20 protein-coding genes are annotated in these 20,869 nt (G+C 67.8%); 8 read left to right on the plus strand and 12 right to left on the minus strand.

Annotation, left to right across the window (positions count from 1 at the left end; genetic code table 11):
- Positions 1–78: 78 nt before the first annotated feature.
- From HZ989_RS00505 to HZ989_RS00530, 6 genes are all read right to left on the minus strand, one after another.
- Complete coding sequence (locus HZ989_RS00505; protein WP_209321704.1) at positions 79–711, minus strand: phosphoribosylanthranilate isomerase; 633 nt, start codon at positions 709–711, stop codon at positions 79–81.
- On the minus strand, positions 708–1,124 hold the full coding sequence (locus tag HZ989_RS00510; RefSeq protein WP_209321706.1) for a type II toxin-antitoxin system VapC family toxin: 417 nt from the start codon (positions 1,122–1,124) through the stop codon (positions 708–710). The genes HZ989_RS00505 and HZ989_RS00510 overlap by 4 nt, the downstream gene beginning before the upstream one ends.
- Complete coding sequence (locus tag HZ989_RS00515; RefSeq protein ID WP_209321707.1) at positions 1,121–1,372, minus strand: type II toxin-antitoxin system Phd/YefM family antitoxin; 252 nt, start codon at positions 1,370–1,372, stop codon at positions 1,121–1,123. Before HZ989_RS00515 ends, HZ989_RS00510 begins: the two co-directional genes overlap by 4 nt.
- A gap of 87 nt (positions 1,373–1,459) precedes the next feature.
- Positions 1,460–2,194 (minus strand): pseudouridine synthase, encoded by a 735-nt coding sequence (locus HZ989_RS00520; protein WP_209321708.1) that lies wholly within the window; start codon positions 2,192–2,194, stop codon positions 1,460–1,462.
- Positions 2,195–2,363: 169 nt separating this feature from the next.
- Positions 2,364–3,287, minus strand: coding sequence for a class I SAM-dependent methyltransferase (locus HZ989_RS00525; protein WP_371812961.1), 924 nt, complete (start codon positions 3,285–3,287; stop codon positions 2,364–2,366).
- 204 nt (positions 3,288–3,491) lie between these two features.
- Positions 3,492–4,667, minus strand: coding sequence for an acetyl-CoA C-acetyltransferase (locus tag HZ989_RS00530; RefSeq protein WP_209321711.1), 1,176 nt, complete (start codon positions 4,665–4,667; stop codon positions 3,492–3,494).
- A 183-nt stretch (positions 4,668–4,850) separates the two neighbouring features.
- Between HZ989_RS00530 and HZ989_RS00535 the strand changes: the two genes are divergently transcribed.
- From HZ989_RS00535 to HZ989_RS00545, 3 genes are all read left to right on the plus strand, one after another.
- Positions 4,851–5,561, plus strand: a complete 711-nt coding sequence (locus HZ989_RS00535; protein ID WP_209321712.1) for a hemolysin III family protein — start codon at positions 4,851–4,853, stop codon at positions 5,559–5,561.
- Positions 5,562–5,641: 80 nt separating this feature from the next.
- On the plus strand, positions 5,642–6,295 hold the full coding sequence (gene phaR / locus HZ989_RS00540; protein ID WP_209321713.1) for a polyhydroxyalkanoate synthesis repressor PhaR: 654 nt from the start codon (positions 5,642–5,644) through the stop codon (positions 6,293–6,295).
- Positions 6,292–6,639: a hypothetical protein gene (locus tag HZ989_RS00545; RefSeq protein WP_209321714.1), complete on the plus strand. Its 348-nt coding sequence runs from the start codon at positions 6,292–6,294 to the stop codon at positions 6,637–6,639. Before phaR ends, HZ989_RS00545 begins: the two co-directional genes overlap by 4 nt.
- Positions 6,640–6,787: 148 nt before the next feature.
- Here HZ989_RS00545 and HZ989_RS00550 read toward each other — a convergent pair whose 3' ends face one another.
- Both HZ989_RS00550 and HZ989_RS00555 read right to left on the minus strand, forming a co-directional pair.
- On the minus strand, positions 6,788–7,213 hold the full coding sequence (locus HZ989_RS00550) for a hypothetical protein (protein ID WP_209321716.1): 426 nt from the start codon (positions 7,211–7,213) through the stop codon (positions 6,788–6,790).
- Positions 7,214–7,307: 94 nt separating this feature from the next.
- Complete coding sequence (locus HZ989_RS00555; protein WP_209321718.1) at positions 7,308–8,039, minus strand: glycosyltransferase family 2 protein; 732 nt, start codon at positions 8,037–8,039, stop codon at positions 7,308–7,310.
- 96 nt (positions 8,040–8,135) lie between these two features.
- Between HZ989_RS00555 and HZ989_RS00560 the strand changes: the two genes are divergently transcribed.
- Positions 8,136–9,824 carry a glycosyltransferase family 39 protein gene (locus HZ989_RS00560; RefSeq protein WP_209321719.1) on the plus strand — a complete coding sequence of 563 codons (1,689 nt, stop codon included), beginning with the start codon at positions 8,136–8,138 and terminating at the stop codon, positions 9,822–9,824.
- Positions 9,821–10,753 (plus strand): hydroxymethylglutaryl-CoA lyase, encoded by a 933-nt coding sequence (locus HZ989_RS00565; RefSeq protein ID WP_209321721.1) that lies wholly within the window; start codon positions 9,821–9,823, stop codon positions 10,751–10,753. The genes HZ989_RS00560 and HZ989_RS00565 overlap by 4 nt, the downstream gene beginning before the upstream one ends.
- A 10-nt stretch (positions 10,754–10,763) precedes the next feature.
- Here the strand turns inward: HZ989_RS00565 and HZ989_RS00570 are convergent, their stop codons facing one another.
- The 4 genes from HZ989_RS00570 to putA form a co-directional block, all read right to left on the minus strand.
- Positions 10,764–11,357 (minus strand): hypothetical protein, encoded by a 594-nt coding sequence (locus HZ989_RS00570; protein ID WP_209321723.1) that lies wholly within the window; start codon positions 11,355–11,357, stop codon positions 10,764–10,766.
- A 296-nt stretch (positions 11,358–11,653) separates the two neighbouring features.
- Entirely contained in the window at positions 11,654–12,973 is a 1,320-nt protein-coding gene (locus HZ989_RS00575; RefSeq protein ID WP_209321724.1) for an aminotransferase class V-fold PLP-dependent enzyme, read from the minus strand.
- Positions 12,974–13,052: 79 nt separating this feature from the next.
- The gene (locus HZ989_RS00580) at positions 13,053–15,473 is read right to left on the minus strand and encodes a TonB-dependent siderophore receptor (protein WP_209321725.1); all 2,421 of its coding nucleotides are present in this window, start codon (positions 15,471–15,473) and stop codon (positions 13,053–13,055) included.
- Between the two features lie 383 nt (positions 15,474–15,856).
- Positions 15,857–18,997, minus strand: a complete 3,141-nt coding sequence (putA, locus tag HZ989_RS00585) for a bifunctional proline dehydrogenase/L-glutamate gamma-semialdehyde dehydrogenase PutA (protein ID WP_209321726.1) — start codon at positions 18,995–18,997, stop codon at positions 15,857–15,859.
- Positions 18,998–19,096: 99 nt separating this feature from the next.
- On the opposite strand from putA, the gene HZ989_RS00590 reads away from it, so the two are divergent.
- From HZ989_RS00590 to HZ989_RS00600, 3 genes are all read left to right on the plus strand, one after another.
- Entirely contained in the window at positions 19,097–19,363 is a 267-nt protein-coding gene (locus HZ989_RS00590; protein ID WP_209321727.1) for a type II toxin-antitoxin system RelB/DinJ family antitoxin, read from the plus strand.
- On the plus strand, positions 19,356–19,685 hold the full coding sequence (locus HZ989_RS00595) for a type II toxin-antitoxin system YafQ family toxin (protein WP_209321728.1): 330 nt from the start codon (positions 19,356–19,358) through the stop codon (positions 19,683–19,685). Before HZ989_RS00590 ends, HZ989_RS00595 begins: the two co-directional genes overlap by 8 nt.
- A 95-nt stretch (positions 19,686–19,780) precedes the next feature.
- A complete protein-coding gene (locus HZ989_RS00600; RefSeq protein ID WP_209321729.1) occupies positions 19,781–20,866 on the plus strand; it encodes a glycosyltransferase family 1 protein in 1,086 nt (361 codons plus the stop codon).
- Positions 20,867–20,869: the final 3 nt, after the last annotated feature.

A 20,869-nucleotide genomic window follows, 5' to 3' on the forward strand; every position in this document is an offset into this window, starting at 1 on the left:
TATTCGTTGGGGATGATGGCGTTCACGGGCGACAGCTTTCACGCAAGGGCGTGCCGGAAATGCGGCGGGGGGAAATGATCAGGCCACAGCCTTCAGGAAGGCCGCGATCCGGGCCGCGTCCTTAACACCGGGGTCGCTTTCGACGCCAGAGGACACGTCCAGCAGGGGAGCGCCGCTGATCGCCGCAGCCGCAACCGCATTGTCGGGCGTCAGACCCCCGGCCAGGAACCAGTCGTGGCGAAAGGCCCGACCCCGCATCATGGCCCAGTCGAAACGGGCTCCGACCCCGCCCGGCAGGTCGGAGCCGGAGGGCGGCCGGGCGTCGAACATCAGGTGCTCGGCGTGGTCCTCCCAGACGTCGGCGGCGTCGAGATCGGCCGGCGTGGAGACCGACAGGACCTTGACGATCCCCGCCCCCGTGAGCCGCCGCACCTCATGCGCCCGGGCCACACTCTCGCGCCCGTGCAGCTGGACGAAGTCGGGCCGCAGGTGGGCCCCGATGCGGCTCAGCAGGTCGTCGTCGGCATCGACGGTCACCGCCACGATCGCGGCCCGGCCGCGCACCCGCTCGAACAGGGGCCGGGCATCCTCGGGCGTGATGTTGCGGGGGCTACGGGCGAAGAACACCGCGCCGACGAAGGCCGCGCCATGCTCCAGGGCGGCGTCCAGGGTGTCGGGTGTGGTCAGGCCGCAGATCTTGACCCGGGTCATGGAGCGAATGCCGGCATACCTTCAGCGAGCGACGCCTGTTGCAGGCACCGATCGAAGGTTGCGAATGCAGCATTCAGCCTCAGGGCGATCGCGAGATGCAGGGCGTCGGGAGCGCGCAGCCTGTAATGCCGGACGACCAGCAGCCGCGCCGACACGTGATCGCTCGCTTGCACAGGATATTTGCCGCCCTGATCGCGTGTCCATGAATCGAAGATGGCTTCAACTTCAGGGACGAGTTCGACCTTGAGATATCCCTGGCGGACCTTGGTCCGGATCGCTGCGCTGAACTCCGCCGCCGCCCAGTCCGAAACCAGGAAAGGCGCATCCCGGTCCAGCCACGCTTCAGCCTGGAGGGAATGGGCATCCTCGGTGAATGCCGCCACCAGCACGCTCGTATCCAGGACGACGTTCAATAGCGGTAGTCGTCACGCATGGCCTGAACCGTGTCGATGACGGGAGTCTTTCCCGTCGAACCGGCTTCGCGGAGGCGCCGGAGCGCCTGAACGTCGATACGCCGGGTGGCCGGACGTTCAGGCTCGATCGGGATCACTCGCGCAACAGGACGACCCCGCCGTGTTATGGTCACGGCTTCGCCGTCCAGCATCCGATCGATGATTCGCGGCAGCTGGTCCTTCGCCATGGCGATCGAGTATTCGCTCATCCTCATAACATAGCCATCTGCATGGCCATCGTCCAGATCAGTCCCGGTCACACCCCCCGTCGGAGTGAGGCACGAATGCCGGTCCTGTCAGGCGAAGATCGATCCGATTTCCCCCTCGCGCGCCAGCCGCCACGCGCCGGGGGCCAGGTCGTCCGGCAGCGCCAGCCCGCCGACCCGCTCCCGGTGCAGGGCCTCGACGTGGTTGCCCACGGCCGCGAACATCCGCCGCACCATGTGATAGCGGCCCTCGGTCACCGTCAGGCGGGCTTCGGTCGGCGACAGAACCTCCAGCACGGCCGGGGCCAGGGGCTTGTCCTCGCCCTCCAGCACCAGACCTCCGGCCGCGAACACATCGCCCTCGGTACCATCCAGCGGCCGGGCCAGGGTGGCGCGATAGACCTTGGCGACATGGCGCTTCGGCGAGATCACCCGGTGCAGCAGGTCGCCGTCGTCGGTCAGGAGCAGCAGGCCCGAGGTCTGCTTGTCCAGCCGCCCGATGGTCGAGATCGCCGGATCGCGCCGCCGCCAGCGGTCGGGCAGGACGTCATAGACCAGATCGCCGTCCTCCTTGTGCGAACAGGTCATGCCGAGCGGCTTGTTCAGGATCAGCACCAGGCCGGCGGGCGGATCCAGCGGGCGACCGTCGACCTGCATCCGGTCCGGCAGGTCGGGGGTGACAGAGATCCGTCTGGAGACATCGGTCAGGTCGGCCCCGTCCAGCACGATACCGCCGACCTTGCCCAGCCGCGCGATCTCGGAGCGCGAGCCGTAGCCGAGAGAACCCAGCAGCTTATCCACGCGGGATGTTTTTTCCTTCGTCATTCCGGGCGCAGCGCAGCGAAGACCCGGAACCCAGCGGCGCGCGAGAGCGCGAAACTGTCGCGGAGACTAGCGGTCGATACAGCGTGCGAGAACAGATCGCCTTCGGCGCCGCTGCGTCCCCCGGTCTCGCTGCGCTCGCCGGAGGATGACGAAAGGGAGGAAACGGCGGTCATTTCTGAGCCCAAAAGACCTTGAACGCGCCGTTGTCGCCGATCGGCTCTACCCGCTTGAACAACGCCTTCAGCTCGGCCTCGTAAGGGAGGTGGCGATTGGCCACCATCCACAACTCGCCGCCCTTGGTCAGCATCTGGGCCGCCTTCTGGATGAAGGCCAGTCCCAACCGCTTCGTCTCGGCCCCTCCGTCGTGGAACGGGGGGTTCATGACGATGAAGTTCAAATCCCCGGTGCCCTCGATGGAGCGGGCGTCTGCCCATTCGAACTGTGCTCTTGGATCGATCACGTTCTTCTTGGCCATCTCGATCGCTCGGCGATCAATGTCGATCATTCGCAAGGAAGTGACCTTTGAAAATTCGTCAAGGATCGACCAAGAAAGAACGCCTGTCCCGCACCCCAGATCTGCTCCAGCGCCCTTCAGACCCATGTCGCTGCCTTGGTGCAGAAGCTGACCTTCGAGAAACGCAGATCCCGCATCAATGCGATCCCAAGCGAACACGCCGGGCTGGGTCCACAGGATTTGTCCGTTATCCGTTTCAAAGGTTTGAGGTGATGCCCCAGCAATCGCTTCTTCGATCCCCGTCACGCGCCCGGGCTTCACCACCACGCAACGCCGGTGGTGAGCCTTGGCGCTCTCACCCACCTCCAGCCCGAAGGCCTCGAGTTCCTTCTTCAGACGAGACCCGCCCCGGTCCTTGGGCGCCATGACGTCGAGCCGCCCGCCGACCTTCAGGGCGCGCAGGGCCTGGGCCAGGGTGTAGCGCCGCTCCAGCACACCGGGCGGGGCGTAGATCATGGCGCCCTCGACAGAGTCGTCGGGCAGGCTTTCCAGCGCCGTCGAGCCGGGGATCAGGGGCGAGGTCTGGGTCGCGGTGCCGGGCGGATCGAAGACCAGCGGCGGGCGGCCGTAGAGGATCATTGTCGTCATCGGCGCTGCATAGCGCCTCAGGCCTCCCTCTCCCAGAGGGAGAGGGCTTGAGCGCACGGAGGCGAAGCCGCCGTCCTGGCGCGAAAGGGTGAGGGGTTGCGTTGTGAACCGGTGAGGTCTTGACCCCTCACCCTTTCGGTTTGCGGATCGCTGCGCTCTCCGAACCTCAAGCCCTCTCCCTCCGGGAGAGGGAAACTATGCGCGCTCCACGCACATGGCCACGCCCATGCCGCCGCCGATGCACAGGGTCGCAAGGCCTTTCTTGCCGCCCGAGCGCTTCAGCTCATGCAGCAGGGTCGTCAGGATTCGGGCGCCCGAGGCTCCGATCGGGTGGCCGATGGCGATGGCCCCGCCGTTGACGTTCACCTTGGCGGGGTCGAGGCCCAGTTCCTTCAGCACGCACAGGCTCTGGGCGGCGAAGGCCTCGTTGGATTCGACGCGGTCGAGGTCGGCGACGGTCCAGCCGGCCTTTTCCAGCGCCTTGCGGGACGCCGGGATCGGACCGGTGCCCATGATGGCCGGATCGACGCCGGCGGTGGCCCAGGAGCGGATGGTGGCCAGGGGTTCCAGACCCCGCGCCTTCGCGTCATCGGCCGACATGAGCACCATAGCCGCCGCGCCGTCGTTGAGCCCCGAGGCGTTGGCGGCGGTGACCGAGCCGTCCCTGGTGAAGGCCGGACGCAGTTTTTCCATCGATTCCAGCGTCGCCCCGTGGCGGATGTATTCGTCCCTGTCGACGGTGACGTCACCCTTCTTGCCCGGGATCACGACGGGGACGATCTCCTCGTCGAACTTTCCGGACGTCTGGGCGGCCTCGGCCTTGTGCTGGCTGGCCAGGGCGAAGGCGTCCTGGTCGGCGCGGCTGATCTGGTATTTTTCGGCGATGTTCTCGGCCGTCTGACCCATGTGGTAGCCGTTGAAGGCGTCCCACAGGCCGTCCTTGATCATGGTGTCGGTGAAGGCGACATCGCCCATCTTGTGGCCGGTGCGCAGGTGCTGGGCATGCGGGGCCTGGCTCATGCTCTCCTGGCCGCCCGCGACGATGATCTTCGCATCGCCCAGGGCGATCTGCTGATAGCCGAGGGCGACGGCCCTCAGACCCGAACCGCAGATCTGGTTCAGGCTCCAGGCCGGGGTTTCCTTCGGAATGCCCGCCCCCATCGAGGCCTGGCGCGCAGGCCCCTGACCGGCGGCGGCCTGCAGCACGTGGCCCAGAATGACCTCGTCCACCTCGGCCGGATCGACGCCGGCCCGTTCCAGCGCGGCCTTGATGGCGATCTCGCCCAGCCTGGAGGCCGGCAGGGACGACAGGGCGCCGAGGAAGGAACCCACGGGCGTGCGGGCGGCGGAGACGATGACGACGTCGGTCATGAGCGGGGTGTCCTTGATCGGGTCTTGACGGGCGGGGTGCCCGTTAGGCCGGGGGTAGGGTTTCGTGGCGTTTCTGCCGCATCGCGCGGCATTCGTCACCTGTGGGATTCTCGTTCAGGTGAAAGTCATGAGGTTGCGTCACTATCCGGGCAACGTCAGGCAGAACCGCCGAGATGGTGACCCATGCTGCATATTCTGAAGCGCCACGCCGCCCGCATCTGCACCCCCGATCAGATCGATCTGGAGGAGCACTACCAGTCGCGCGCCGAACACACCGCCGATCTGGTCGTCCACGTCGTCGGCCTGACGCTGGCGGCGGTCGGCGGTCTGGTCCTGGCCATCCTGTCGGCGATCTACGGCGGGGTGGCCGCCGCGACGGCGACCGGCGTCTATGCCCTGTGTCTGGTGGCCATGCTGACAGCCTCCACCGTCTACAACCTGACCCGACCCGGCAAGGCGCGGCCGGTGCTGAGGCGGCTGGACGAGGCGGCGATCTTCCTGATGATCGCGGGCAGCTACACCCCCTTCACGACCCAGCGATTCGAGGGATGGTGGGCCATCGGCTTCACGGTCGTGGTCTGGGCCATCGCCTTTGCCGGTGTGGGTGCCAAGCTGGTCGCGCCCCGGATCTCGGACACCTTCTGGAGCGGGGTCTATGTGGTGTTCGGCTGGCTGGCCGTCATCGCGCTGAAGCCCATGATCGACACCGTCAATCCGGTCGCCCTGGCCCTGCTGGTGCTGGGCGGGCTGATCTACACGTCGGGCGTGCTGATCTTCATCTCACCCAAGGTGAAGTATCGCCGGGCCATCTGGCACGGGTTCGTGGTCGCGGGCGCGGGTGTTCACTGGGCCGCCGTTCTGGTCGGGGTGGTCCTGGCCCCCAACCTGGCCTGATACCGAACCGTCACATGCCCACTGGCGTCCCGCTTCGCGCTGCGGGATAACGCGGACTGCAACAGCGAGGAAACGCCCCCGTGGCTGACAGCAATACCCCCGGCAAGAAGACCAAGGACACCGGCAGGGCCGGCGACGCCGTGGTGATCAAGAAATACGCCAACCGGCGCCTCTACAACACCTCGACCTCGGCCTATGTGACGCTGGAGGATCTGGCGACCATGGTCCGCGAGGGCACCGACTTCGTGGTCTTCGACGCCAAGACCAACGAGGAGCTGACGCGCCAGATCCTGACCCAGATCATCTTCGAGGAGGAAAGCCGGGGCCAGGCCCTGCTGCCGGTCCAGTTCCTGCGCCAGCTGATCGGCTTCTATGGCGGTCAGATGGAAGGGGTCCTGCCCAGCTATCTGGAGATGTCGCTGGAGAGCTTCTCGCGTCAGCAGGAACAGTTCCGCGACCAGATGACCAGGGCCTTCGGGGCCACGCCTGCCAGTGGCCTGATAGGCGGCAGCCTGATGGAGGCGGCGGTCAAGCAGAACATGGCCATGTTCGAGAACGCCATGAAGATGTTCCCGGCCTTCGCCTATGGCCGCACCGGGGGAGAGGCCGCCGCGCCCGCTCCGGCCGAGCCGGTGGCCGCCAATCCGCTTGACGAGATGCGTCGCCAGATGGACGAGATGCGGGCCCAGATCGACCGCCTCGCCTCTGCCCCCAGGGGCCCGGACAAGGCATGACCGACGGCGTCCGCCCCGTCCGCCCCGTGGCAGAGCGCGATCGCCGCGCAGCCCAGCGACGCGAGGCGGAACGGCGGGCGGGCTCGAACAGCCGCGAGCTGGTGCCGGTCGGCGAGGTCGTGGATGAACCCCACCACCCGGCAAGGGCTGCCGAGGCGACGGCTCCGGCCGATCCGGCGGCGGCCTTCTCTGCCCAGCTGATGGGTCAGAAGGGGCAGCGGAAGGGTCTGAAGGGCGGGCCCCCGGTGCTGAACTCGGCCCGCGCCAGCTATCTGGGCAACGAATATTCGGGCGAGAACGACCGGCGCCCGCCATCGGGCCTGGTCAGGAAGACGGACGTCTGACGCCCCGGCCGGGCTGGCCCGGACCTTGCAGTCGGTTAGGCGACCTGTCGCCTTTCGGACCCCGCCATGACCCTGTCCTTCGCCGCCCGCGCCTTTGACGTTCTGGTCGTCTCCCTGATCTTCACGGCCCTGCTCTAGGCCGACGGCGTCAGCCGCCCGCGCCGAAGTCCAGGTCCTTGCGGGCCGAGATGATGGTGACGATGAAGCCGGCCAGCACGTCCAGCATCACCATGGTGATGATCAGGAAGAAGGTCGAGGTCGCGAAGCCGCGCACCAGCAGGAACTCCACCAGGCAGACCACGAACACGACCATCGACAGGGCGTGATTGACGATGGCGACCTTCTGGCTCGAGGTCGACTTCAGCAGCTCGAAGAACAGCAGGATCAGCGACAGGAACAGGATCAGGTCGCCCACGCTGACGTTCCAGCTGGCCCCCGATGTCATGGGGATGGAGAACATCGCCTGATGCAGGGTCTCGTCGGCGGCGGCCAGCCCTCCGTTCCCGGCTCCGAACAGCACGACCAGATTGTAGAGCACCACCGGGATGGCCAGCAGAGGCAGCGCAATCAGCATGGATCGGTCCTTCGGGGTTCAACAGCCGAGCTTGTTAACGATACATACCCCGGTTCGATGCATACGGCCATGCTCGCTCGCCTGTCGGACGAAGTCAGAACTCCGTGACAGGCCCGGGTTTTCGCGACCGCGACTTCAGCCACATCACCCCCAGCAGGTCGGTGAACGAGGCCCGCAGCCGCCCCCAGTTGGTATATTTCGACTGGCCCGTCTCGCGGTGGCGGTGGCTGATCGGCAGGTAGCGGTTTTCATACCCCTCGCGGATCACCAGGGCCGGGAGGTAGCGGTGGATGTGATCGAAATACGGGAGCCGCAGGAAGACGTCGCGGCGGAAGGCCTTCAGACCGCAGCCCGTGTCGTCGGCGTCGTCGCCCAGCAGGTTCTTGCGGATCCGGTTGGCCCAGCGCGAGGCCCACAGCTTGGCCTCCGAATCCTGACGCTTCTGGCGCACCCCGCCGACCAGGGCGACCCGGGGCGGGGCGGCGATCAGGGCATCGGCGAGGGCGGGGGCATCGGCGGGCGGGTTCTGGCCGTCGCCGTCCAGGGTGACGACGATCGCGCCCCTGGCCGCCAGCACGCCGGTACGGACGGCCCGGCTCTGGCCCGCATTGGTCTGGTGCGCCAGGACGCGCAGGGTCGGCAGTTCGGCGCCGAGGGCGCGGAGCTCGGCCAGGGTGGTGTCGCGGCTGGCGTCGTCGACGAAGATCATCTCATAGGAGCGTCCGGCGAAGGCGGCCGCGATCTCGCGCGCCAGGGGTCCGGCCGCGCCCGCCTCGTTGTGGACGGGGACGACGACGGAGATATCGGGGGTCTCGGCACTGCTCATGGTTCGTCTGTAGCCGGGAATCGGGGATCAGCGCCACGGGGCAGGCGCGCAGCTTGAGCCATGACGCCCCGTCGATCTTCGTGTTAGCAACGTCGCATGACCCGACCCGACCTGGATCGCTATATCGCCGGATGGCGTGGGCCGCTGCTGGCGGCGCTGCTGGCGCTGATCGCCGGCCTGCCGTCGCTGCTGCTGCTGCCGCCGCTGGACCGCGACGAGAGCCGCTATGCCCAGGCGACCTCGCAGATGCTGGAGAGCGGCGACTATGTCGACATCCGCTTCCAGGACGAGCCGCGCTGGAAGAAACCGGTCGGTATCTACTGGATGCAGGCGGGGGCCGTCTCCCTGACATCGAGGGTCGAGAACCGGGACATCGCCCCCTATCGCATCCCGTCCTTGCTGGGAGCCATGCTGGCGGCCTGGGCCTGTGCCTGGATGGGGTCGGCCCTTTTCGGGGCGCGGGCGGGATTCCTGGCGGGGGCGATCCTGGGGACCACCTTCCTGCTGTCGTCCGAGGCCGGGATCGCCAAGACCGACGCCATGCTGTGCGGGTCGGTGACCCTGGCCATGGCCGGACTGGCGCGGCTGTATATGGCCTCGAAGGCCGCGCCACTGGTGAAGGGCGATCCGGTGCAGCGGCCCTACAAGCTGATGCTGTGGCTGGGGCTGGGGCTGTCCATCCTCATCAAGGGTCCGATCGGCCTACTGGTCATCGTGCCCGCCGCCCTGTCGCTGTCGATCTGGGATCGCAGCTGGGCCTGGCTGAAGCGGCTGGGCTGGGGCTGGGGCATTCCGCTGGTCGTGCTGATCGTGGGACCCTGGGCCATCGCGGTGACCATCGCCACCGACGGCGGATTCTGGCGCGACGCCCTGATCGGCGACATGGCGTCCAAGGTCGCGAGCGGTCAGGAGAGCCACGGGGCCTGGCCCGGCTACTATCTGCTGCTGTCGCCGCTGCTGCTGTTTCCGGCGACCCTGTTGCTGCCGGCGGCCCTGTCGAGCGGGTGGAGCCGTCGGGCCGAGCCGGCGATCCGGTTCCTGGTCTGCTGGCTGGTGCCGGCCTGGCTGATCTTCGAGGCCACGCCGACCAAGCTGTTCCACTATACGCTGCCGACCTTCGGTGCCCTCGCCCTGCTGATGGCGGCGGCCCTGACGCGGCCGATCGGCAAGGTGTCACGCGGCTCCGGGGCGGGGCTGGCGGTGTTCGGGGCCGTCGTGATCAGCGGGATCACCGTCTATGGCCTGACGGCCTTCGGGACCTCCACGGCCCAGACCTGGGCGACCATCACCATCGTCAGCGCGGTCACGGCGGCGCTGATCGGCGGCTTCCTGCTGCTGAACCGGGCGGCGGTCACCGGGCTGCTGATCGCCATCGGCTTCGGTGTTCTGGCCCATGCGGCCCTGGCCGGGACGATCCGGCAGCTGCGGCCGCTGGCTATCGCGCCCCGGCTGGAGGCGGCGCTGATCGACCACGGCCTGGCGCCCAAGCAGGGCCTGGTCCCCGGACCGGTGGCGATCACCACCTTCCATGAGCCGAGCTTCGTCTTCCTGAACGGCCGCGCCACCGAACTGACCGATGCGGCGGGGGCCGCCCGGGCCCTGGCCGAGGGGCGGCCGGCCATCGTCGAGGACGGGGACGCGGACGCCTTTCGCGCGGCGACGGCCGGGACCGCCGTGCCGGGCCGGGCGGTCGCGGTGGTGACGGGCCACAACTATTCCACCGGCGACGACGTGCGCCTGACCGTCTATGCGCCGCCCGGGGCGGGGACGGAGCCGAGGTCATGAGCCCGCGACCGATCCAGATCGTCGAGGTCGGCCCCCGCGACGGGCTGCAGAACGAGACGGCGGTGCTGGACCCGGCCACGCGCGCCGAGCTGGTCACGCGGCTGGAGGCGGCGGGGGCGCGGCGGATCGAGGCGGTCAGCTTCGTCCATCCCGGGCGGGTGCCCCAGATGGCCGGGGCCGAGGAGGTCATGGCCGCCCTTTCCGGCAAGGACGGGGCCCCCACCCCCGGTCGCAGCCGCATCGGCCTGGTGCTGAACGGCAAGGGTTACGACCGGGCGCTGGGGACCGGGGTGGACGAGGTCAATGTGTCCCTGTCGGTCACCGACGGCTTCGGGCTGAAGAACCAGGGGCTGGATGTGCGGGCCCAGGTGGCCATGCTGTCGGAGATCGTCGCGCGGCGGCACAATTCGGACGGGGCGGACACGCCGGTGCCGGGGCTGTCGGCGACCCTGTCGTGCGTCTGGGGCTGTCCGTTCGACGGGGAGGTGTCGGTGGGTCAGGTCGCCGATCTGGTCGGCGAACTGGGCGCGCTGGGGGTCGTCGAGATCGGCCTGGCCGACACCATCGGCGTGGGCGATCCGTGGAGCGTGACCCGGAAGATCGAGGCGGCCCGCGCCGCCGCGCCCGAGGCGACCCTGCGCCTGCATTTCCACGACACCCGAAACACCGGGGTGGCCAATGCCTATGCGGCGGTCGAGGCGGGGGTCGATGTGCTGGACGCCTCGGTCGGCGGCATCGGCGGCTGTCCGTTCGCGCCCGGGGCCACCGGCAACGTCGCCACCGAGGACCTGGTCTATATGCTGGAGCGGGCCGGGTATGCGACCGGCTATGACCTGGACGCGCTGATCCGCGCCGCGCGGTGGATCGGCGAAAGGATCGGTCGCCCGACGCCGAGCGCGCTCAGCCGGGCGGGCGGTTGGGGGGTCTGACGGTCCGACCTCACGGCGGGCCGGTCTGTTTCCGCATCCGCTTGAGGCGGCGGCGGTCGCTGCGGTTGAGGCGCGGCGCCTCGCCCGAATTCGAGTGGACTTTGTGCACTTTCTGCAGATCGGCGCGGGCGCGGGCGAGGATGGCCACGGCTTTTTCGCGCGGCGCTTCAGCGGGTTGAGGCGGCGGCGGCGGGGCGTCGTCGGGATCGGGGGCAGAGAGGCGGGCAGAGAGGCGGGCACAGAGCCGTTGCTGATCCCGCATCTGGCGCAGGGCGAAGTCGCGCAGACGCGCCCAGCGCAGGGCCTCGGTCACAGCCCCGCGCCGCGCCGCCACTCCCATCCGGCGACGGGCCAGATCGGCCAGGGCCTGATCGTCCATGTCCGGCAGGTCGCCCCCGTTGTCCGCGGCGTCGTCTGCGTCCTCGAAGGGTTCGTCCTCCGCCTGATCGGCCCGGCGCCAGCCCTCCGCCTTCGCCCGCTTCCTGAAGGCCGACAGCCCCAGATCGAACCGCCCGCACACCTCGTCGGCACTGCACCCCTCCAGATACGCCAGACGCGCGGCGTCCCAGGTTTCGGGGCTGCGGATGCGGTAGGGGTCGGACATGCCGGCAGGGTGGCACGGGGGTGCGTCAGAATCGGTCGGCCCATCTGGAAGGGACGTCCAGTATTGCGTTGCCTTCAAAAACACCGCGACACGATGCGGCGTCGGACCGGGCAGGCGATGTCCGCTCCCGACCCGAAAGAGATCTTCGGAAGGTCTGCTTTCAGCCGGTGCGGTGGGTCATTGGAGCGATATTGAAAGGCGGACACTCCGCACCGGCGCTCCGGGTCAGAATCTGACGTTTCAGCCCTGCCCGCTTGCGCCCGAACCTCATTGTGCGAAGCGTGACCGATCGTTCGCTAACGGGTGGCAACACCTGACAGCACCCTCTCATCTGCCATTGTCCTGAGTGCATCGCGGAGGCGCACCATGTCCTCGACGGTATTGAACAGAGCGGGTGTGACACGCACGCAGGCACCGCTAGCCGCACCAGCCCTGTGGACCGTGTAGACACCGAAGCGTTCCAGCAGTTGGTCTGCAGCGGCGCGGTTCTGTTCCACCGTCGTCTGGCCCGCCAGCCGGAAGGCCGTAATCCCGGCGCTGAGAGAAGGATCAGCCGGGGTAAGGATCTCGATCCCGGGATGGTCGCGCAAGGGCTCGACCCAAAGGTTGCGCAGATAGGCCAGACGAGCCGCTTTTCGGCCAGCGCCGATCCGGCCCTGAAAATCCAGGGCGGCGGGCACCGTCAGATAGGCGGCGAAGTTCGCTGTCCCGGTATGAACCCGCGCGCTTGCAGACCCGGGCGCAGGACTGTCTTCACCCATGAAGGGATCGATATCCCCGAGACGCTCTCGCCGGATATAGAGCGCCCCCACGCCTAGCGGCGCGCCCATCCATTTGTGCAGATTGAGCCCGACGAAATCAGCGCCAAGACTGGGCAGGGCGTAATCCATCTGTCCCCACGCATGGGCGACGTCGACGATGGCGTCGACACCCCGCGTACGCGCCATATCGACGATCTCGGCGACAGGCAGGACCAGTCCGGTGCGATGGCTGAGGTGGGTCAAAAGCATCATCCGGATGCGCGGGTTGGCATCGAGCGCGGCGGCATAGGCCTCTATCAGGCCCTCGCGGCTGGCAGGCTCCGGAAGTGCGATCCGAACCACCTCGACCCCACGGCGTTCGGCCAGCCAGCGCATGGCGGTCTGCATCGCGTCGTAGTCAAGATCAGCGTAGAGGACCGCGTCTCCAGGCGAGAGACGATTGTATCCCCCGATCAGCGCCTGCAGGGCCTCGGTGGCATTGCGGGTAAAGGCGATCTCGTCGGGCGAAACCCCGAGGACGTCCGCCAGCCGCTGGCCAACTGCGGCCAGATCTGCGCCGTAGCTGCGACGCGCATAGAAGGTGTTGTCATAGTTCACCCGCTGCAGGTTTTCGGCATAGGCCTGTTGCACAGGTCGCGACATGACGCCCCAGTTGCCGTTCTCGAGCGGTACGATGGCGCGGTTGACGTCATACTGGGCCTGAATGGCAGTCCAGAAGGTCTCGTCTTGAGCCGCCGTAGTGACCACGCCAGCAGTGATGGACTGGGCGGCTTGACTGGATCCTTGCGCAGCCAGGCTGGCCAGCGCCACCGATGGTGCGCCGGTGACCAGGGCGCGGCGCGTGAGTGAACCCATGGGTCGATCTCCAGATACCAAGAGGGGCGAGGTCCCGGCTGAACCCCGCCCCACAGTGCCCTACACGCTTCGGAAGGTCCTAGAAGCGAACATCCAAGCGAACATAATACTGGCCACCGTCGGTATCGTAGGGCGCATTACGCGAATAGATCAGACCGCGGCTGGCCTGGAACACCGCCTCATCGGGATAGGTATCCAGGACGTTCTCGGCGCCGATGCGAACCGACACGGCCTCGGTCAGGTCGGCGGTGGCGGCGACGTCAAAGAGGGTCAGCGCTCCGAACGACTGGAAGATGTCTCCGACCGCGTTGCCGGTCGAATCCGTCCATTCGCCATAGTAACGGGCCCGCCCGAGCAGTTCCCAGCGACCCACCGCATAGGTCGCCGTCCCCGTCAGATTATGGCGTGGACGTGATTCCTCGAACAGTCGGCGCTGGGTCGCGCTGGCGTTCAATGTCCCGCCTGTAACCTCGGTGTCGTTGTAATTATAGGCGATGTCCAGATCGAACTGACCGTCGCCGATCTGGCGTTCATAGGCCCCCACGATGTCGACACCCTGGGTCCGGGTATCGAAATCGTTGGTGAAGAAGCTGATCGAGGTGAAGGTGTTGGCGCCGGGGACGCGTGCGGCGACCAGCTGGGCGCGCACCGCCGGCGTGACCGCAAAGCTGGAAGACTGGCCAAAGCGGTTGGTCAGATCCACGCGGTAGAAATCGACCGAACCCGAGAAGCCGTAGTCGGTCCGCCACGTCAGTCCGGCGGTCAGGTTCTCGGCCTCTTCCGGCTCAAGCGGTCGGGCCCCGAAGAACTGCGAGACCGGGTTCTCCGGAGAAAGCCGGCCGGAGGTGAAGACCTGCAGCGTGACCGTATCCAGGCCCTGGGACGTCCGTGTCGAGTTGACCTGGCCCGGCGTCGGTGCCCTGAAGCCGGTGGACCCGGAAGCCCTGAGCGCCAGGTTCGGAGTCACTGTGAAGCGCGCCGACAGCTTGCCGTCAGTTGTGCTGCCGAAGGTCGAGAAATCTTCCTGACGAACTGCGGCGCCCAGCGTCAGGCGCTCGGTCACGGGAGCCTCGATATCGATATAGGCCGCCCAGCTGTCCTGGCTCCAGCGCCCGGCCTGGTCGGGCGAATAACCGGGAAAGCCGTTCGAGCCCGAGGCCAGACCTGTATTGGCGCCGGCCCCGATCGCATAGGAGGCCGGATCGCCTGCCGTAACCTCATAGACTTCCTCACGCCGTTCGGCCCCGAAGGCCACGTTGACCGGCGCGGCCAGGCCGCCGAGGGCCCACCGATAGACAAAGTCAGCATTGAGGTTGGTTTCTTCCTGGCGCAGCACGCCCGGCCGGAACGACAGCGGGCTCGACGGCCCGAGAGACGCGTTGAGCGATTCGGTCAGGCGGTAATCGATCTCGCTTTGGCCGTTCGAGACGCTGAGATCCCAATCAAAGACATCGCCGTGGCCACGCAGGCCGCCCACAAGATGCAGGTCGCTGTCGTCCTGTCCGAAGCGTGGGGTAAAGCCGGTCGGGTAGACGGAGTTGAAGAGGAAGCCCGGGAAGGCCGTCGAGGCGCGGTAGACATTCGGGGTCCCGGCCGGGTTGCGCCAGTTGAAGTCCGTGGTCCCCTCACCCTGGCCATAGGTCAGAAAGCCGTAGGCCTCGATCGCCTCGGTGATCCCCACCTGGCCATTGAGCGCCAGGCGAAGGGTTTGCAGATCCGGCTGCCCCCAGCGCTGGACCGGGTTGGGAACGCTCAGCGTTGGATTGGCGGTCTGAAAGGCAATGGCGTCGGCGCGCTGGCGCGTGCGCGATGTCGCCTCGGCGTCGGAGTATTCCAGCGTGGCGGACACAAAGCCACGGTCTCCGATCGGCAGGCCAGCCTGAATGCCAACCTGGGGGTTGGCACCATCGCCCTCGAAATAGGAGGAGTATTGGGTGAACAGGCGCAGACCGGGCGTATCGTCCAGAACGATATTGATCACCCCGGCGATCGCGTCTGACCCGTATTGGGCCGAGGCCCCGTCGCGCAAAACCTCAACCCGCGAAATCGCGAAGGACGGGATCTGCGACAGGTCCGGACCCTGGGCTCCTCGCGAGCCCAGCAAGGCGGAGCGGTGAAACCGCTTTCCGTTCAGCAGGACCAGAGTGTGGTCGGGCGAAAGCGACCGAAGGGTCGCGGGGCGAACGAAGGCAAGACCGTCGGCAGCGGGCAATCGCTGCACGATGAATGACGGAATCAACTGGGCCAGGCTGTCGGAGAGGTCGCTCGAGACCGTTGCGTCGATCGCTTCGCCGTCAACGACATCAACCGGGGACAAGGTCTCAAAGAGGGTGCGGCCGGCATCGCGCGTGCCGGTCACGATGACCGAGTCCAGGGTCGTCGGTTCGGTGACTTCGCGGGTTTGAGCGTGGGCCAGTCCGGACGTAGCCGCCAGGACTCCGAGCAAGGCAGTGCCTGCCAGCAGTCGGACCGCATTTGTCGATACGCTTGAAGTGTTCATCTTGATGTTCCCCCGTGTGAGAGGACATCGCCGACCCCGGCCGGACCCAACACCTCCCCAAGAGCGGCGCTAGACGAGCGCGATGACATCGCCACGGCAGTCACAGCGCATTTGCGAGACGACTGCGCGAACTTTTTATAGCCTGCGGCCACCCCTCTGACGGCGCAGCGTTGTCAGGATCAGATTCGCTGGCTGAGCGCGCGACATTGTGAGTGTGAGGAAACGACGTGACTTTCCCCGCATGGCCACGTGCGCCGTTCCGTATCCCGGTGAAGGGGTGATTTGCGCACAACCGCCGTCGTCCCTCCCCGTGGCCATGTCCGCTGTCCACCTGTGGCAGACGTTCGTGGTGTCTGCTTTCTGGCTCCGAGCCAGGTACGCCCCTACAAGTTCAACAGCGCCGGGTCCCCGCCCTGGGCCGAGATGTTGTTCGAGATCGCCTTTTCCGACCCATAGCGGATCAGGCTGTTCGGCCCGCCCGCCTTGGGGCCCGTGCCCGACAGGCCCTCGCCGCCGAAGGGTTGCACGCCGACCACGGCGCCGGTGATGCCGCGGTTGATATAGACGTTGCCGGCGGGGACCAGGGCGGTGACCTCCTCGGCGAAGGCCTCGATGCGGCTGTGGATGCCCAGGGTCAGGCCGTAGCCGCGCGCGGCCAGCCTGCCCGCGACGGACTTCAGCTCGGCGGGGTCGTAGCGGTAGATGTGCAGGATGGGGCCGAAGACCTCGCGTTGCAGATAGTCCGGGGACGGAATCTCGGCGATGGTGGGGGCGAACAGGTCGCCGCGTTCGGTGCCCGACGGCAGGGTGGCGCGGGCGAGGATCTTCGCGTCCTTCGACAGGCGGACGATGTGGGCCTCCAGCGCCTGGCGGCTTTCGGTGTCGATGACCGGACCGATGTCCGTGGACGGATCGGCGGGGTCGCCCAGGACCTGGGCCGCCAGCGCCCCCTTCAGTCCCTCGATCAGACTGTCGGCCGAATCCTTCGGCGCATAGAGGATGCGCAGGGCCGAGCAGCGCTGGCCGGCCGAGCCGAAGGCCGAGCCGATGACGTCGTCGATGACCTGTTCGCGCAGGGCCGTGGTGTCGACGAACATGCCGTTCAGCCCGCCGGTCTCGGCGATGAAGGGGAGGATCGGGCCGGGCCGGGCGGCGATGGCGCGGTTGATGGCGCCGGCCGTATCGGTGCCGCCGGTGAAGGCGACCCCGTCGATGCCGGGGTGGCTGACGAGCGCCGCGCCCACCGTCTCGCCCCGGCCGGGGACGAGGGCCAGAAGGTCGGGATCCAGCCCGGCCCTGTGATACAGCCGCACGGCCTCGGCCGCGATCAGCGGGGTCTGTTCGGCGGGCTTGGCGAGGACCGCATTGCCGGCGGCCAGGGCCGCGGCGATCTGGCCGGTGAAGATGGCCAGCGGGAAGTTCCATGGGCTGATGGCCGCGAAGACGCCGCGCCCGTGCAGGACCAGTCTGTTCGTTTCGCCCACCGGGCCGGTCAGGGTCGTCGGGCCGCCGAAGTCCTTTTCCGCCAGCAGGGCATAGTAGCGGCAGAAGTCGGCCGCCTCCCGCACCTCGGCCACGCCGTCGTTCAGGGTCTTGCCGGCCTCGCGTGACAGCAGGGCGACCAGACGGTCGAGATCGGCCTCCAGCGCATCGGCCATGGCGCGAAGGACGCGCGCGCGGCGGGTGCCGCCCGACCGGTCCCAGGCGATCTGGGCGTGCCCGGCCCGCTCGACGGCGTGGTCGATGTCCTCGGCCGTGGTCTCCGACACCCGGCCGATGACCCGGGTCCGGTCGTAGGGGTTGGTGACGTCACGGGGGTTCTCGCCCGCCGCCAGGGCGCCCTCGATCAGGGGGCCGGACAGGAAGCGTTCGGCGTCGACGCGGGCCAGGGCGGCCGCATGGCGATCGCGGTCCGCCCTTTGCGAATAGTCGCGGCCGGGCGAGTTCTGGCGGTCCATATACATGTCCTTGGGGGTCGGGATTTTCGCGTGGCGGTCGGGGTGGGCCTGAACCACCGCGACGGGGTCGGCGGCGACGGCGGAGGGGGGCACCCGTTCGTCCAGCAGGGCGTGGACGAACGACGAGTTGGCACCGTTCTCCAGCAGGCGACGGACCAGATAGGGCAGCAGATCCTCATGCCCGCCGACGGGGGCATAGGCGCGGACGGTCAGCCCTGTGTCAGGGGTGCCGAAGGTCTCGGCGGCGGCCTCGTACAGGGCCTCGCCCATGCCGTGCAGGCGCTGGAACTCGATCTTCACACCGGCGTCGCGGGCCATGCGGTGGACGGCGGCCAGGGAATGGGCGTTGTGGGTGGCGAACTGGGCATAGAGGTGCGGGGCCGCCTCGATCATGGCGCGGGCGCAGACGAGGTAGTTCAGGTCGGTCGCGGCCTTGGTGGTGAAGACCGGATAGTCGGTGCGGCCCATGACCTGGGCGCGCTTGATCTCGGTGTCCCAGTAGGCGCCCTTGACCAGCCGGACCATCAGGCGACGGCCGGAGGTCCGGGCGAGGTCGGCGACGCGGGCGATGACCTCGGGCCCGCGCTTCTGATAGGCCTGGACGGCGAGGCCCAGCCCGGTCCAGTTGCCCAGCGACGGTTCGTGCGCCAGCCGGTCCAGCAGCTTCAGCGACAGGGCCAGGCGGTCGGCCTCCTCCGCATCCATGGTGAAGTTGATGTCGGCGCCCGCCGCGATCCGGGCCAGGCGCAGGATGCGGGGATAGAGCTCGGTCCAGACGCGGTCCTCGTGCGTGGCCTCATAGCGGGGCGACAGGGCCGACAATTTGACCGAGACGCCGTGGCCGGCTTCGGGCCCCTGCCCCCGGGCGGTCTTGCCGACGGCGGTGATGGCGTCGGCATAGATGGTTTCATAGCGTTCGGCGTCGGCGGCCGTGCGCGCCCCCTCGCCCAGCATGTCGAAACTGCACAGCCAGCCCTCACGGTTCGCGCGCTTCAGGGCCGCCTCGATGGTGCGGCCGACGACGAACTGTTCGCCCATGATGCGGACGGCGGCGGCGACGGCCTGGCGGATCACCGGCTCGCCCAGCCGGCCGGCGACGCGAGTGAGAAAGCCCGGCAGGTCGGTCTTGGCCTGTTCGTCGGCATCGACCAGCCGCCCGGTCAGCATCAGGCCCCAGGTGGAGGCGTTGACGAACAGGCTGTCGGACTGGCCCAGATGGCTGGCCCAGTCGGCGGAACCGATCTTTTCCGCGATCAGGCGGTCGCGGGTGTCCTCGTCGGGGGTGCGCAGCAGGGCCTCGGCCAGGCACATCAGGGCCAGACCCTCGCGGGTGCCGAGGCTGAACTCCTGCAGGAAGCTTTCGACCACGCCCTGTTTCTTCTGGCTGCGGCGCGCGTGCTCGACCAGGGCCACGGCGTCGGCGACGACGGCGGCACGGTCAGAGCCGGTCAGGGGCGCGGTGGCCAGCAGGGCGGCGATGCGCGTCGGCTCGTCGGCGAACTTGCCGTGGTCCAGGGTGTCCCAGTCCTGCGAGAGCGCGACCGGGGGCGTGACGTGTGCGTGCATGGCGGGCTCTTACCCCGATCAAATGGCCGGCGCCACCGACCCGATTGCCGCCACGCGACGCCGGGATTATGTCTCTCATTTGAGATACAGGAGATCGTCATGGCCGCGACCGCGATGCTGCACGTCCGGATGGACAAAGACCTCAAGGCGCAAGGCAATGCCGCCCTGGCCGCCATCGGGCTGTCGGCGGCCGACGCCGTGAGGTTGCTGTACCACCGCATCGTGGCGGATCAGGCCTTCCCGCTGGAACTCAAGGTGCCCAATGCTACGACCCTCGAGGCGATGGCGGAGATCGATGCCATGCGCAAATCTGGCGCGGCGGGCTTTGAAAGCGCGGAGGCCCTGTTCGAATCCCTCAATGACTAAGGGCTCGCGGGACAAACGCGCCGTCCACCCTCGCGCGGCAAAATACACAAAGGCATTCAGCAAGGACTGGGAGCGACTATCCGGTTCAGGCCGCTACGATATGCATCGCCTGAAGTCCGTTATCCTGATGTTGATCGCCAATGACGCCCCTCTCCCTGCCGAGTGGAAGGATCATCCCCTGAAGGGCGGTTGGGCAGGCTATCGCGAATGCCATATCGGCGGCGACTTCCTGCTGATCTACCTCATCGATGACTCGGAAGGAAAAGGCGGCACGGCATACTTCGCCCGCATCGGAACCCACGCCGATCTGTTCAACGAATAGGCCGCGAAGGCCGCGCGGTGATCCATCTCGCCTTCCGGCCCGCAAGCCGCTAGAGGTTGCTGCCTTGTTAACTCGGCACGAGCCACCGCCCACCCATGCGCATCGTTCTGGCCACTGACGCCTGGGAGCCCCAGGTCAACGGCGTCGTCCGCACCCTGACCCGCACCGTGGCCGAATGCCGCGCGATGGGCCATGAGATCGAGGTCATCGAGCCCAGCCAGTTCCGCACCATTCCGGCCCCGACCTATCCGGAGATTCGCCTGGCCCTGGGCGCGGAAGAGGAAATCCGCGAGCGGCTGCGGGCCATCGAGCCGGAAGCCGTCCATATCGCCACCGAAGGGCCGATCGGCATCGCCACGCGACGCATCTGCGTGGAGTGGAAACTGCCCTTCACCACCAGCTATCATACGAAATTCCCTGAATATATCTCCGCGCGCTTCCCGGTGCCGGTGCAGGTCGGCTATGCCTATATGAAGTGGTTCCACAAGCCGTCGGGACGGCTGATGGTGGCCACGCCGACGCTGAAGGCCGAGCTGGAAGAGCATGGGTTCAAGAACATCTCGCCCTGGACGCGGGGCGTGGACACCGAACAGTTCCGGCCCGATCTGGAGCGGATCTTCGACAGTCTGGGCGGCAAGACTTGGGCGCGGCCGTTCTGGCTGAACGTCGGCCGGGTGGCGGTGGAGAAGAATATCGAGGCCTTTCTGGAGACCGACCTGCCGGGCACCAAGATCATCGTCGGCGACGGGCCGGCGCGCGCCGATCTGGAGACCCGCTATCCGGAGGCCAGGTTCCTGGGGGCGCGGTTCGGCGAGGAGCTGGCGCGCTGTTTCCGGGATGCGGACGTGTTCGTCTTCCCCAGCTGGACCGACACCTTCGGTCTGGTCATCCTGGAGGCCATGGCCGCAGGCACGCCGGTCGCCGCCTATCCGGCGCACGGGCCCATCGACCTGATCCCCGGATCGAACGCCGGGGCCATCGACGAGGACCTGAAGACCGCCTGCATGAAGGCGCTGGAGTGCGACCGCGACGTGGTCCGCGCCTATGCCGAAACCTTCAGCTGGCGCGCCTCGGCCGAACAGTTCGTGCAGAATCTGGAGCCCTATCCGGAGCCCCAGCGCGGGCGGTTCTGGCGGCGGCTGAGGCGGATCGCGCGGGTGCGCAGGCGCGCGGCGGCCTGAGCC

The organism is Brevundimonas sp. AJA228-03 (assembly GCF_017795885.1).
In the GTDB taxonomy this organism is placed as follows: domain Bacteria; phylum Pseudomonadota; class Alphaproteobacteria; order Caulobacterales; family Caulobacteraceae; genus Brevundimonas.